The 14,035-nt window shown below is 72.1% G+C and carries 7 protein-coding genes and 1 pseudogene; 7 read left to right on the top strand and 1 reads right to left on the bottom strand.

Features of this window, described 5'->3' with window-relative positions; translation table 11 throughout:
• Window positions 1-134: 134 nt before the first annotated feature.
• The 6 genes and pseudogenes from GWK61_RS29575 (at window position 135) to GWK61_RS29600 (ending at window position 12,095) form a co-directional block, all read left to right on the top strand.
• Window positions 135-2,135, top strand: coding sequence for a CRTAC1 family protein (locus GWK61_RS29575; RefSeq protein WP_228563149.1), 2,001 nt, complete (start codon window positions 135-137; stop codon window positions 2,133-2,135).
• Window positions 2,132-3,169, top strand: a complete 1,038-nt coding sequence (locus tag GWK61_RS29580; RefSeq protein WP_228563150.1) for an enediyne biosynthesis protein — start codon at window positions 2,132-2,134, stop codon at window positions 3,167-3,169. The genes GWK61_RS29575 and GWK61_RS29580 overlap by 4 nt, the downstream gene beginning before the upstream one ends.
• Window positions 3,170-3,201: 32 nt before the next feature.
• Entirely contained in the window at window positions 3,202-9,093 is a 5,892-nt protein-coding gene (locus tag GWK61_RS29585) for a type I polyketide synthase (protein ID WP_194914099.1), read from the top strand.
• Between the two features lie 11 nt (window positions 9,094-9,104).
• Window positions 9,105-9,575 (top strand): annotated as a pseudogene (locus GWK61_RS29590) (acyl-CoA thioesterase); the annotation flags it as partial.
• Between the two features lie 116 nt (window positions 9,576-9,691).
• Window positions 9,692-10,255 carry a flavin reductase family protein gene (locus GWK61_RS29595; RefSeq protein WP_323747814.1) on the top strand — a complete coding sequence of 188 codons (564 nt, stop codon included), beginning with the start codon at window positions 9,692-9,694 and terminating at the stop codon, window positions 10,253-10,255.
• A gap of 361 nt (window positions 10,256-10,616) precedes the next feature.
• Window positions 10,617-12,095, top strand: coding sequence for an MFS transporter (locus GWK61_RS29600; RefSeq protein WP_194914080.1), 1,479 nt, complete (start codon window positions 10,617-10,619; stop codon window positions 12,093-12,095).
• On the opposite strand, the gene GWK61_RS29605 is transcribed toward GWK61_RS29600, so the two are convergent.
• Window positions 12,034-13,173 (bottom strand): carboxymuconolactone decarboxylase family protein, encoded by a 1,140-nt coding sequence (locus GWK61_RS29605; RefSeq protein ID WP_194914087.1) that lies wholly within the window; start codon window positions 13,171-13,173, stop codon window positions 12,034-12,036. The two genes, GWK61_RS29600 and GWK61_RS29605, sit on opposite strands and share 62 nt — an antisense overlap.
• A 257-nt stretch (window positions 13,174-13,430) precedes the next feature.
• Here GWK61_RS29605 and GWK61_RS29610 point away from each other — a divergent pair.
• A partial coding sequence (locus GWK61_RS29610) for a maleylpyruvate isomerase family mycothiol-dependent enzyme (RefSeq protein ID WP_194914104.1) occupies window positions 13,431-14,035 on the top strand: 605 nt, incomplete at its 3' end.

Here is a 14,035-nt window from a genome sequence, read left to right on the forward strand (position 1 = left end):
GGATGCCCATGATGCGGCAAGACCATGACGTCGTCTTGTCCCATGTCGTGTTTCAAAACTCCGGCCCATCGAGCCCATGTGCCCTGCACGGATACAGCAAGCCGCAACCCGTTGATGGAGAAGAGGAGTAGGGAATGGCGTTCTCCGAACGTCTTCGCAGACTGGTTCCCGGCGTCACGGCGCTGATTCTCGGAATCGTGATGGTCTTCGTTGCCAATGCCCCGGTCCAGGCCAGCGGCGGTGACGCGGTCGCCAAGCAGTTCTCCTTCCAGGAGATGCCGATCGCCTTCCCGCCGGGATACGACAGCCTTCCACAGCAAACGGTCCGCCAGGTGAATCCGGCCTATTACAAGATCCGGTCCTGGATATCGTCGGTCGGCGCCGGAGTGGCGATCAACGACCTGGTCGGGCACGGCAAGGCCGACGGGATGTGCATCGTGGACACCCGGACCGACAAGGTGGTGGTCACCTACACGCCGACCGCCCCGGCCGCCGACCGGTTCACGCCGTTCACCCTGGACCCGGCACCGCTGCCGTACGACAGCATGTCGATGGCCCCGATGGGCTGCACCCCCGGCGACTTCCTGGGCGACGGCCGGATGGACCTGCTGGTCAGCTACTGGGGCCGGACCCCGGTGCTGTTCCTGGCCAAGTCCGACGCGACCACGCCGTCGGCCGGCGCCTACAAGCCGGTGGAACTGGTCCCGGCGGCCAGCCCGGACGGGAAGTACCACGGGCCGCAGTGGAACACCAATGCCATCGCCGTCGGCGACTTCGCCGGCCACGGCCACCCCGACATCATCGTCGGCGACTACTTCCCGAACTCCGCGGTCCTGGACCCGCACGGGCAGAAGAACGTCCAGATGCCCAACAGCCTGTCCAGCGCCAACAACGGCGGCGGCGCGCACGTGCTGCGCTGGGTGAGCGCGACGTCGGGCACGGACCCGACGGTCAGCTACGTCGAGGACCAGGACGCCATCCCGTTCGCGAACTCCGCGGGCTGGACGCTGGCCATCGCCTCGGCCGACCTCACCGGCGACGGGCTCCCGGACGTCTACATCGCCAACGACTTCGGGCACGCCTTCGTGCTCCACAACGTCTCGGACGGCCAGACCATCAAGTTCTCCACCGTCTTCGGCAAGCGCACCGCGACCACCCCGAAGTCCTTCGTGATGGGCAACGGCTCGTTCAAGGGCATGGGTGTGGACTTCGCCGACGTGAACGACAACGGCCGCTTCGACGCCATGGTCTCCAACATCACCACCGCCTGGGGCCTGGAGGAGAGCAACTTCCTGTGGATCAACCAGGCCAAGAGCGGTGCGGAGATGAAGAAGGACCTGGACGACGGCTACGCGCCGTTCACCCAGGAGGCCGAGCAGAAGGGCGTGGCCTGGACCGGCTGGTGCTGGGACACGAAGATGGCCGACTTCACCAACAGCGGGCAGCCGGAGATCCTGCAGGCCGACGGGTTCGTGAAGGGCACCATCAACCGGTGGCCGTGGCTGCAGGAGATGGCCATGATGAACGACGACCTGTTGTCGAACCCTGCGATGTGGCCGAACGTCGGGCCCGGTGACGACATCGCCGGCGACCAGACCATGGCCTTCTACGCCCGCAACTCCGACGGCGAGTTCGTGAACGTCAGCAAGCAGCTCGGGCTGGCCGTGCCGACCCCGACCCGCGGCATCGCGATCGGCGACACCACCGGCACCGGCCGCCTGGACTTCGCGATCTCCCGCCAGTTCGGCGCCCCGGCGTTCTACGCCAACACCGAGCCCATGCTCGGCGACTACCTCGACCTCAACCTGGTGCGCCCGTCCACTGACGGCCAGGCGAACACCGGGCTCGAAGGCGCCGGCACCCCGGCCTACGGCGCGACGGTCACCGTCACCACAACAGATGGCAAGACGGGGGTTGAAACAACACAGATCTCCCAGCTCGACGGCGGCAGCGGCCACACCGGCAAGCGCAGCTTCGACGTGCACTTCGGCTTCGGCATGTACATGGGCCCGGTCCAGGTGCACCTGCAATGGCGTGACGCGCAGGGCCAGCTCCACACCCAGGACATGCAACTCCCCGAGGGCAGCCACACCCTGACGCTCTCGGGCAACGCGCAGGAGGTTCCGGCGAAATGACGTCCACGATGAATCCGGGCGCCGGGAGCACGGCGTCGCCGGCGGCGCCGAGCGCGCCCCAGGCCGCGCCGAAGAAGAAACGCGGCAACATCGACCCGCGCTATCTGGCGCTGCGCAACTTCGCGATCTCGATCAGCGTGTTCAACATCTTCGGCTACACCCTGCTGGGCTTCGAGCAGCCGTGGCTGTGGGCCATCATCTCGGTGCTCTACGCCTACTTCCTGGAGACCACCTTCGAGGTGATCAGCGCGTGGGCGCAGCGCCGCCCCCGCCGCTTCATGGGCCGCGGTGTGCGCGGGATGTACGAGTTCCTGCTCCCGGCGCACATCACCGCGCTGGCCTGCAACATGCTGCTCTACGGCAACAACCAGATCTGGCCGATCCTGTTCGCGGTCGGCGTCGGCGTGACCGGCAAGCACGCGCTCCAGGCGCCGATCCAGGGCCGGATGCGGCACTTCATGAACCCCTCGAACTTCGGCATCACCATGACGCTGCTGGTGTTCGGCGGCACCTGGATGAGCATCGCGCCGCCGTACGAGTTCACCGAGAAGGCGAATACGTTCTTCCGCGTCATGATCATCGTCGTCATCGCCACCGCGGGCACCGTCATCAACGCCCTGCTGACCAAGAAGACCCTGCTGATCACCGGCTGGATGGGCGGCTTCTTCCTGCAGGCGGTGGTCCGGCACTGGATCTGGCACGTGGCGCTGTTCAACGCCCTGGGCCCGATGACCGGCGTGGCGTTCATCCTGTTCAGCAACTACATGATCTCCGACCCGGGCACCACGCCCTCGCGCCCGCGCAACGGCTTCATGTTCGGCGCCTCGGTCGCCACCGTCTACGGGATCATGATGGTCTTCAACATCGTCTACACCCTGTTCTTCGCGACGTCCTTCGTCTGTGCCGCCCGCGGGGTCGGCTGGTGGGTCGCGCACCTGATGAAGAAGCGGAAGGCGGCGCGCGGGACGCAGCCGCTGGCGCCGCTGCCGTACGGCAGGCCCGCGCCGGCCGAGGCCGGGACGATCGCCGCGTGAACACCAAGCCTGCCGTGAACACCGAGCTTGCCATGAACACACGGATCGCCGTGGTCGGCGTCGCCTGCCGCTATCCCGACGCCGACTCCCCGCAGCGGCTCTGGGAGAACGTCCTGGCCGGACGTCGGGCCTTCCGCCGCCTGCCGGACGAGCGGATGCGCGCCGAGGACTACTACTCACCGGACCCGACGGCCCCGGACCGCTTCTACTCGGCCAAGGCCGCGGTCATCGAGGGGTTCGAGTTCGACAGGGTCAAGTACAAGATCGCCGGCAGCACCTTCCGGTCCACCGACATGACCCACTGGCTGGCCCTGGACACCGCGTCCCGGGCTTTGGCCGACGCCGGGTTCCCCGACGGCGCGGGTCTGAACGGCCGGGCCACCGGCGTCATCATCGGCAACACCCTGACCGGCGAGTTCGCCCGCGCCAACGTCATGCGGCTGCGCTGGCCGTACGTCCGGCGCACCGTCGGAGCGGCCCTGCGCGAGCAGGGCTGGGACGACGCCGCGCTCACCGCGTTCCTGGAGGGCCTGGAGCAGCGCTACAAGGCGCCGTTCCCCGGCATCGACGAGGACACCCTGGCCGGCGGCCTGGCCAACACCATCGCCGGCCGGATCTGCAACCACTTCGACTTCGCCGGCGGCGGCTTCACCGTCGACGGGGCCTGCTCCTCTTCGCTGCTGTCGGTGGCCACCGCATGCGACGCGCTGGCCGCCGGCAAGCTCGACGCCGCCGTCGCCGGCGGCGTGGACCTGAGCATCGACCCCTTCGAGGTGATCGGCTTCGCCAAGACCGGGGCCCTGGCCACCGGCGAGATGCGGGTCTACGACAAGCACTCCAACGGGTTCTGGCCCGGCGAAGGCTGCGGAATGCTGGTCCTGATGCGGGACGAGGAAGCGCTCCGGCGCGGCCTGTTCCGTTACGCGACCATCGCCGGCTGGGGCTACTCCTCCGACGGCAAGGGCGGCATGACCCGGCCGGAGGCCTCCGGGCACCGGCTGGCCATCGAGCGCGCCTATGCGGCTGCCGGGTTCGACATAGACAGCGTCGCCTATCTCGAAGGCCACGGCACCGGCACCGCCGTCGGCGACGCCACCGAGCTGCGGGCCTTCTCCGAGGCCCGGCGCGCCGCCGACCCGGACGCCGCACCCGCGGCGATCAGCACCGTCAAGGGCAACTTCGGGCACACCAAGGCCGCCGCCGGCGTGGCCGGCCTGCTCAAGGCCATCCTGGCGGTCCGGCACCAGGTGATCCCGCCGGCCACCGGCCACGTCGACCCGCACCCGGAGCTGACCGGCGACCGGCCTGCACTGCGGGTGCCAGCCGCGGCCGAGCTGTGGCCGCAGGACAAGACCGTCCGGGCCGGCGTGTCGTCGATGGGCTTCGGCGGCATCAACGCGCACATCGTCGTCGAACACGGCGACGGCGCGCGCCGCACCGAGCTCGGCGCCGAGACCCGGCAGCTGGTCCGCTCCCGCCAGGACGCGGAGCTGCTGCTGGTCGACGCCGCCGGGGTGGCCGAGCTGCGCGGCCGGATCGCGCAGGTCGCCGCGCTGTGCGGACGCCTGTCCTACGCCGAGGTCGCCGACCTCGCGGCCACCCTGCAGTCCGAGACCGCCGACCGGCCGCTGCGCGCGGCGGTCGTCGCCGGTTCGCCGGAGGAGGCCGAACGCAAGTTCGGCAAACTCCTGACCCTGCTCGACGCGGGCTCGCGGTCGGTGTTGGACCTGGCCGACGGGGTCTTCCTGGGCAGCGCGGCGATGCTGCCCCGGATCGCGTTCCTGTTCCCCGGCCAGGGCGCTGGGCGGCGGGGCGACGGCGGGGCGCTGCGGCACCGGTTCGCCGAGATCGACGAGCTCTACCGGGCCGCCGCGCTGCCGACCGACGGCGACCTGGTCGCCACCGAGGTCGCGCAGCCGCGCATCGTCACCTCCTCGCTCGCGGGTCTCAAGATCCTGACTCGCCTCGGCATCGAGGGATCGGGCGCGGCGGGCCACAGCCTGGGCGAGCTCACGGCCCTGCACTGGGCTGGCGCGATGGACGAGGCCGGGTTGCTGGCCGCCGCCTCGGCGCGCGGCCGCATCATGGCCGCCGCGTCGGCCGGGAACGGCGCCATGGCGTCGATCTCCGCCGCCGCCGAGGTCGTCGAGCCGCTGCTGGCCGGCGAGCCGGTGGTGATCGCGGGCTACAACAGCCCGACCCAGACCGTGGTGTCAGGGCCCGCCGATGCTGTGGAGCGGGTCGGTATCCGGGCCTCCTCCAGAGGTCTGGACGTGGCCCGGATCGCGGTGTCGCACGCCTTCCACTCCGAGCTGGTCGCCCCGGCGGCCGAGGAGTTCGGATCCTGGCTCGCCGAGCAGGGTTTCAGTCCCCTGCGACGTCGCATGGTCTCGACCGTGACCGGTCAGGAGCCGGATGCGGACTTGGACGTGCCGGCCCTGCTGGCCCGCCAGATCCGCGAACCCGTCCGGTTCTCCGACGCGGCCGCGGCCGTGGCCGAGCGCGCCGACCTGCTCATCGAGGTCGGCCCGGGACGGATCCTGCGCGGCCTGGCCGCCGACATCGCCCCCGCGGTGCCGGTGGTCTCGATGGAGACCGACAGCCCGTCGCTGGCCGGTCTGCTGCGCACGGTCGCTGCGGCCTACGTGCTCGGCGCGCCGGTGCGGCACGGCGAGCTGTTCGCCGACCGGTTCACTCGGCCGCTGCCGCTGGACAAGGAGTTCAGCTTCTTCGCCAGTCCCTGTGAGACGGCGCCGGAGGACATCCCGGCTGTCGTCGTCACCACCGGGAACGGCGTCGCGGTCGGCGGCCCGGCGGCCGAATCGGCGCTGCGGATCGAACTGGCCGCACCGGAAGGGGCCGCACGGGGACAGAGCGTGCTGGAAGTCCTGACGCGGCTCGCCTCCGAGCGTGCCGAGCTGCCGCCGGAAGCCGTCCGTCCGGACAGCAATCCGCTGGACGAGCTGCACCTGAGCTCCATCACGGTCGGCCAGATCGTCAACCAGGCCTGCCGCGAACTGGGTCTGGTGCCGCCGGCCACCACCTCGGCGTTCGCCACCTCCACGATGGCCGAACTCGCCGCGATGCTGGAGGAGCTCGGCGGGACGACGCAGGAGACTGACGCCGAACGGCCGCGGGCCGCACCCGGCGTGGGTCCTTGGGTCCGGGCTTTCGCGGTGGACCTGGTCCCGACTGCGGTCGGCGTGCCGGTCTCTGGTGCTAGTGCTAGTGCTAGTGCTAGTGCTGGTGCCGGCGGCGGAATCGGCGGCGAATGGCGGCTGTTCGCGCCGGACCGGCATCCGCTGGCCACCGCGCTGCACGAGGCGCTGCGCCAGGCCGGCCTCGGCGACGGGGTTCTGCTGTGCCTGCCCCGCGAGGCCAACGAGGACGACGTCCTGCTGATGCTGCGCGCGGCCCGCGCCGCGCTGTCCGCCGTGGACCCCGTGCGCTTCGTCGTGATCGGGGAACGGCGCGGCGGCGCGGGACTGGCCAAGACGCTGCACCTGGAGGCGCCGAACGTCGCCACCACGGTCGTCACCCTGCCGTTGCCGCTGGGGATGTCAGAAGCGCGCGCGGACCGCGCGGTGCACCGGATCGTCGCGGACGTCGCGGCGACCGACGGGTTCAGCGAGGTGTTCTACGACTCGGCGGGGGAGCGGCGCGTGCCGGTTCTCAGGGCCCTGCCGGAGACGCCCGCGCACGCACATGACAGTCCTCTGACGTCCGCCGACGTTCTGCTGGTCACCGGCGGCGGCAAGGGCATCACCGCCGAGTGCGCGCTGTCGCTGGGCCTGGAGACCGGTGCCGCGATCGGCCTGCTGGGCCGGTCGGACCCGGCCGAGGACGCCGAACTCGCGGCCAACCTGGAGCGGATGGCCGCGGCTGGCGTGCGGTACCACTACGCGCGTGCCGACGTCACCTCCGCCGACGAGGTGAAGGCTGCGGTCGAGCAGGTCCGGGGCGCTCTCGGCACGGTGACCGCGGTGCTGCACGGCGCCGGCCGCAACGTGCCCACGGCCCTGGTGAACCTGGACGAAGCGGCGTTCCGCAGAACCCTGGCACCGAAGATCGCAGGGCTCGAAGCCGTGCTGTCCGCGGTCGATCCGGCCTCGCTGCGGCTGCTGGTCACCTTCGGCAGCATCATCGGCCGCGCCGGTCTGCGCGGCCAGGCCGACTACGCCGTCGCCAACGACTGGATGACGGACCTGACGCACCGGGTGGCCGAGGAGTTCCCCGGCTGCAAGTGCCTGGCGCTGGAATGGTCCGTGTGGTCCGGCGCCGGCATGGGGGAGCGGCTCGGCGTGCTGGAAGCGCTGGTGCGCGAAGGCATCGAGCCGATCCCGGCCGAGGACGGGGTGGCGCTGCTGTCCCGGATGATCGCCGATCCGTCGGCGCCGACCTCCGCGGTCGTGATGGGACGCGCGGAGGGCCTGCCGACGATCGCCCTGGAGCGCGCCGAGGTTCCGCTGCTGCGCTTCCTGGACCGGGTGCAGGTGCACTACCCCGGCGTGGAGCTGGTGGCGGACTGCGACCTGTCCGGCGACAGCGACCTGTACCTGCCCGACCACTACCTGGACGGTGACCTGCTGTTCCCGGCGGTGTTCGGCATGGAGGCGATGGCGCAGGCGGCCAAGGCCCTGACCGGCCGCGGCCAGGCGCCGGTGCTGGAGGACGTGGAATTCCTCCGGCCGATCGTCGTCCCGCCTCAGGGCTCGACGACGCTGCGGGTCGCGGTGCTGGCCGACGGCCCGGACGCGGTCACGGCCGTGATCCGCAGCAGCGACACCGGTTTCGCGGCCGACCACTTCCGGGCCCGGCTCCGTTACGGGGTCGCGGCGTTGGACGGCGGCGCGGCGTCCGGGGCCGGAACCGAGCACCTGCTTCTGGATCCGGCCGGCGACCTCTACGGTCCCGTGCTATTCCAGGGCGGCCGGTTCCGGCGCCTGCTCGGCTACCGTGCGCTGGCCGCGAAGCGTTGCGTGGCGGACATCGCCAACCAGCCGACCGCGCCGTGGTTCGCGCCGTTCCTGGCCGGTGAGCTGGTGCTCGCCGACCCCGGAACGCGAGACGCCATGATGCACTCGATCCAGTGCTGCGTGCCGGACGCGACGCTGCTGCCGGCCGGGATCGAGAAGCTGTACCTGGCCGACCCGGCTGTCGTCAGGGATCAGGACGCTGTCACCCTGCACGGCCGCGAGCGCAGCCGCGACGGCGACACCTATATATGGGACGTCGACGTGCGCGACGGCTCCGGCGCTCTGGTCGAGCGCTGGAAGGGCTTGACCCTGCGCGCGGTGCGCAAACAGGACGGCTCCGGCCCCTGGACGCCGACGCTGCTCGGTCCGTACATCGAGCGGCGTACGGACCAGGTTCTGCCGGCCGCCCTGCGGGTCGCGATCCGTCCGGACGCGCCGGGGGAGGACCGCGGCGTCGAGACCCGGCGCCGCCAGACCGCGCAGACGGTCGGCTGGCTGCTCGGCGGCGAGGCCGACCTGCGCTACCGGCCCGACGGCAAACCCGAGGCCTCCGGCGGGTTCGCGGTGTCCTCGGCGCACGGCGCCGGCGTGACGCTGAGCGTCGCCGCCGAGGGTGTCGCAGTGGCCTGCGACATCGAGGTGGCGGTGGAGCGGCCGGAGAGCGAGTGGGCCGACCTGCTCGGCCTGCCGGGCCTGCATCTGGCGCGGCTGATCGCGGCCGAGTCCGGCGAGGCGCCGGCGTCCGCGGCCACCCGGGTCTGGGGTGCGCTGGAAGCACTGGGCAAGAGCGGCCGGGCGCGGGCGGACCTGGTCGTCGACGGGCCCGCCCGGGACGACCGCTGGGTCCTGCTGCGGTCGGGCGGGGCGCGGATCGCGACCTTCGCGACCGCGCTGCGCGGGCAGTCCGAGCCGGTGGTGCTCACCCTGCTCGCCGAAGACAAGGAGTAACGGTGGTAACGGTGGAGTCCTACTACGAATACCGGCACCTGGTGGGTTTCGAGGAGACCAACCTCGTGGGCAACGTCTATTACGTCAATTACCTACGGTGGCAGGGCCGCTGCCGGGAGATGTTCCTGCGGGAGCAGGCCCCTGAGGTACTGGCGGAGGTCCAGGACGACCTGAAGCTGTTCACGCTGAAGGTGGATTGCGAATTCCTCGCCGAGATCACGGCCTTCGACGAGCTCTCGATCCGGATGCGCCTGGAGGACCTGACGCAGACGCAGGTCGGGTTCGCGTTCGACTACGTGAAGCTGGCCGACGAGCAGGAGACGCTGGTGGCCCGCGGCCGGCAGCGGATCGCCTGCATGCGCGGCCCGAACGGGGACACCCGGCCGGCGAAGGTGCCGGACGCGCTGCGCGAGGCGCTGTCGCGGTACCGGATCGCGCCTGCCGCTGCGGGTGCCTCGGGTGCCTCGGGTGCCTCGGGCGCTTCGGGCGGCCCGGGTGCGTCCGGTACGGCCGGTGCCGCCGGTGCTTCCGGATCCAAGGTGCTCGCCGGGTCGGCCGCCGACCGCGGCGGCGAGGCGGTGCTGCAGGGATCGCGGCCGTGAGCGTCATCGGGACGGCCGGCCTGGATCCGGAACCCACGCTGCGCGACCGGCTGCCGTCCGGGCTGCACGCCCCGGCGGATCTGCGCAGCTGCTTCGGGATGTTCGCCACGGGCATCACGGTGGTCTCCGCCGGCGGCCCGAACCCGTGCGGCATGACGGCGAACTCCTTCACCTCGGTGTCGCTGGACCCGCCGCTGGTGCTGGTGTGCATCGTGCACGACGCCGCGATGCACAAGGCGATCCTGGGCGAGGGCAGCTTCGCGATCTCGGTCCTCGCCGCGCACCAGGAGCCGGTCGCGCGGCACTTCGCCAACCGCGACCGGCCGCGCGGCGAGCGCGAGTTCGAGGCCGTGCGCTGGCAGCCCGGCCCGGTCACCGGCGCCCCGGTGGTGGCCGACACCCTGGCCTGGATCGAGTGCGGCCTGGCCGCCGTGTACGACGGCGGCGATCACTCGATCTTCGTGGGCTCGGTCCTGGACATGGGCAAGGGCGGAGCCGGGGACGCGCTGCTGTTCTTCCGCGGCGGCTACCACCGGCTGGAACCGGGGACATCGAAGTAGGCGCGGCGCGACACACCCCTGCCCGGGCGGTTCCGGCATCCCTGCCGGATCCGCCCGCGGCCGTCGTTTTATGCACAAGTCCGCTATATGCAGATGTTCGCGCAGGAATCACGTCATGAACTCTCATGTTCATGAATATACGAACGTTCACCTGTATTTGTAACTCTCCGAGCGCCCCTCGCGATGGATCAGAGCACGTTGGAAGAAGCCTGACGTGATCTAGATGCATGAGCATTTTATTCGCTCGCTGTTAACTCCCACGCACCTTCCGTCCGAAACAGGCGGCAGCGCGTGCGTGCCAACGGCCGCCAGACCACAGGGGGGACTCTCCGGCCGCGGCCCCGCATCGGAAGGCGGACTCATGACCCCAACCCAACGGTGGACGCTCGCCGTGGCCTGGATCGTGATCCTGACCGCCGGCGCCGACAACCTCGGCGTCAACACGGCGCTGCGCGCCATCCAGGCCACCGGCGTCGCCTCGGCTCCGACCCTGCTGTGGGCGCTGCTGGTGCACCTGCTGGCGCTGCTGGCCGCGCTGTCCGCCGGCGACCGGATCGGCACCCGGATCGGCAACCGGCGCGCGCTGATCGCCGGATCCCTGCTGTACGCCGGGGCTTCGGCGGCCTGCGCGCTGGCGACGCACGGGACCGTGCTCGTCGCGGCCCGCGCCGGCCAGGGTGCGGGATCCGGGCTGGCGGTCGCGGCGGCGCTGGGGCTGATGGGCCTGGCGTTCCCGGCGGACTCCCGCGGCACGGCGGCCCACCGCGTGGCGCCGGGCTTCGCGCTGGCGCTGGTGGCCGGCCCGCTGGCCGACGGCGCCGTGGCCGCCGGTCCCGGCTGGCGCTGGATCTTCGCCGCCGACGCGGTGATCGGCGTCTGCGTCGCGGCGATCTGTTACCGGCTGATCCGTCCGGACCGGGGCCGGCGCGGGCGCCTGGACCCCGAGGGAGCGCTGGCCGCCGTCATCGCCGTGGGCGGGCCCGTCTGGGCTCTGCTGCGCGCCGACCGGGTCGGCTGGCGCGCGCCGGAGGTGTTGGTCGTGCTGGGGATCGGCGTCGTCGCCTTGGCCGCGCTGCTGTGGTGGGACACCCCGTCAGGGCCCTTGCACCGCTGGCGGTTCCTCGCGGCCAACGCCTCCGACCTGTTCCTGTTCGCGTCGATCTACGGCACCGGGTTCCTGGTGGCCGCCGATCTGCGCGGCGTCGGCGGCCACGGGCCGCTGGGGATCGGGCTGCGGCTCACCCCGTGGACCGGGTTCATGGCCGCGGCGACGGTGTACCCGGTGCGCGAGCGGTTCGGCCGGGAGTGGGTCTCGGCGTTGGGCTCCGCACTGCACGCCGGGGGGCTGGTCTGGCTGGCGTGGCTGGCACCTTCGGGTCAACTCTCGACCACTGCGGCGATTCCGCTTGCGCTGTCTGGGATCGGCGCCGGGCTGGCCTTGTCGCGGGCCCGGGTCGCCGGGCTCGGCCGGGTGCGGCGGGACGCTCCGGGGCGGGCGCCGGCGCTGCTCGGCGCGGTGCCGATGGCCGGGGCCACGGTCGGGATCGCGCTGCTGGCCGTGGTCGCGCACGCCAGCCGGTCCGGCGTCCCGGGCCCGCACCGGGCCGCCGGTACGGCGCTGGCCTGTGCCGCCGGCCTCGCGCTGGCCGCCGCGGTCGCTGTGCTGGCGGTGCCGCGCGAGCGGGGGCCCGCTCCGCGTCCGCCGACCCGGCGCCGGCCGGTTTGGACGGCTTGGACGGTTTGGACGGCTTGGTCGGCGTTGCGGCCGCTGATCCTGGTCAGCGCACCGAACGGTGGTCGGCGAGTGGTGTCCAGGAAGCGATGTGGCGTGCCGCGGTGAAGCTCGCCCACGAGGTCAGGTGGATCAGGGTTCTGTCGGCGCCGGAGGCGGCTTTGGGGCTGCCTCCGGCGCCGGTGCCAGCTCTGGTGCCGGAGCCGGAGCCGGTCCGGAAGGCGGCGATCGTCTGGTCGTCGACCTGCCAGGACGCCAGCGCCACCAGCAGGGCCAGCCGACCCGCGGCCCGGTCGGCGCCGGGCAGCTCGGCGACCGCCTGGTCCAGCCAGCGGCGGTCCAGGCCGGGCGGGCGGCCGTCCCAGGCGCCGAGGACCCGCGGCAGCAGCTCGGCGACCGAGTCCGGCACCACCTCGCGTCCGGCCTGCTCGACGGCGCGCGCGGCGCGTGCGAAGGCCTCGGCGACCGCCGGGGTGCCGGCGGCCCAGGCCAGGTCGGCCGGGAGCGGGGCGGCGGGCAGCAGGTCGGCGGAGGTGCCGGCGGGCTTGGGGCGGCGCGAGGCCCGGCGCATCAGGGTGCCGAGGACGCGGGCGACCACCGGCAGCGCGCTGCGCGGGGTGCCGTCGGGCATGGGGACGTCGGGCAGGAACACGTTGACCATGCGGTTGAGGTAGTGGAAGACCGCGGTCACGCCGACCAGCTCAGGGGCCTGATCCGCGGGGAAGGGGAGTTCGAGCCCTGAGGCGGTGTCGCGGACCGCGCCGTCCCGGGCCCACGCGGCGATCGCGCGCAGCCGGTCGTCGTCGATGGCGTCGAAGTGGTCGTCGGCGATGGCCTGCGCGTCGCGGCCGCGCACCAGCGAGTTCACGGTCGCGGTGTGGACGGTGACGCAGTAAGGGCACGAATTCGCCAGCGACACCGCCGAGGCCGCGACCTCCTTGGCGGCGCGCTCGGCCAGGCCGTCGGCGACCAGCGTCTCGCGCAGCGTCAGCCAGCTGGCCGCCAGCAGCTCCGGGGCCGGGGAGTGCAGGGCCAGCGGCGGGGCCAGCACGCCGAAGTCGCGCTCCATCTCGCCGTAGACCCGGGCCACCAGATGGCGTGCCGAGCGCACGTCTACCGGCGTGACCCGCTGGACCTGCGCGAGCGCCGTACGGCGGAGGGCCGGTCGGATGGGGTTGGCACTCATCTTCGCTCCTTCGGCGGTCCCCGGGCGGAAAGCCACGGCGGCATATGTGTCTTATGATCCGGTAGGTCTGCCGCCGCGAGCCTCTTCGAGATTGCGGCGCGGAGGTTCGCAGCCCCCTGATGCCCCGGGCGCCGGCGGCCAGCGAAGCGCACAGCGGAAGAGGAGGACCGGGGCCCGCCGTCCCGATACTCGACAGTGACCCCGGACATGCGATTTCGCCGGCTGGCGCGGCGGACAGGGAGGACCCCGTGAACGCGATGCAGGACGTTTACACCGACTTGGCGGCCGAGGCCGCCGACCTCGACGGCGTGGTGGCTGCACTGGACCCGGCGGGCTGGCGGACGCCGACCCCGGCCCCGGGCTGGACGGTCCAGCACCAGATCGCGCACCTGGGCTTCATCGCCCACCTGGCCTGGGCCGCAGCAGCGGACCGCGCCGAATTCGGCCGCCTGGCAGCAGCAGCCAAGGACGACTTCGAAGGCGCCGTCAACACCGCCCTGGCCGACTACCTGACCGGCGGCCCCACCCAGACCCTGTCCCGCTGGCGCACCGACCAGGCCGCCGCCACCAAGGCCCTCGCCGAGGTCCCGGCGGACCAGGTCGTGCCCTGGCTGGTGAACCCCCTCCCGCCCTCCATCCTGGCGGCAGCAGGCCTGATGGAACTCTTCGGCCACGGCCAAGACGTCTACGACGCCCTCGGCATCGACCGCACCCCCACCGACCGCATAGGCCACCTCGCCTTCTTCGGCACCCGCACCCGCGACTTCGGCTACCTGGCCCACAACCTCACCCCGCCAACCGAAGAATTCCGCTTCGAACTCACCGCCCCCAGCGGCCTGATCTGGAACTTCGGCCCCGAAAC

The sequence above is a fragment of the Catenulispora rubra genome, from assembly GCF_015356825.1.
Taxonomy (GTDB): Bacteria; Actinomycetota; Actinomycetes; order Streptomycetales; family Catenulisporaceae; genus Catenulispora; species Catenulispora rubra.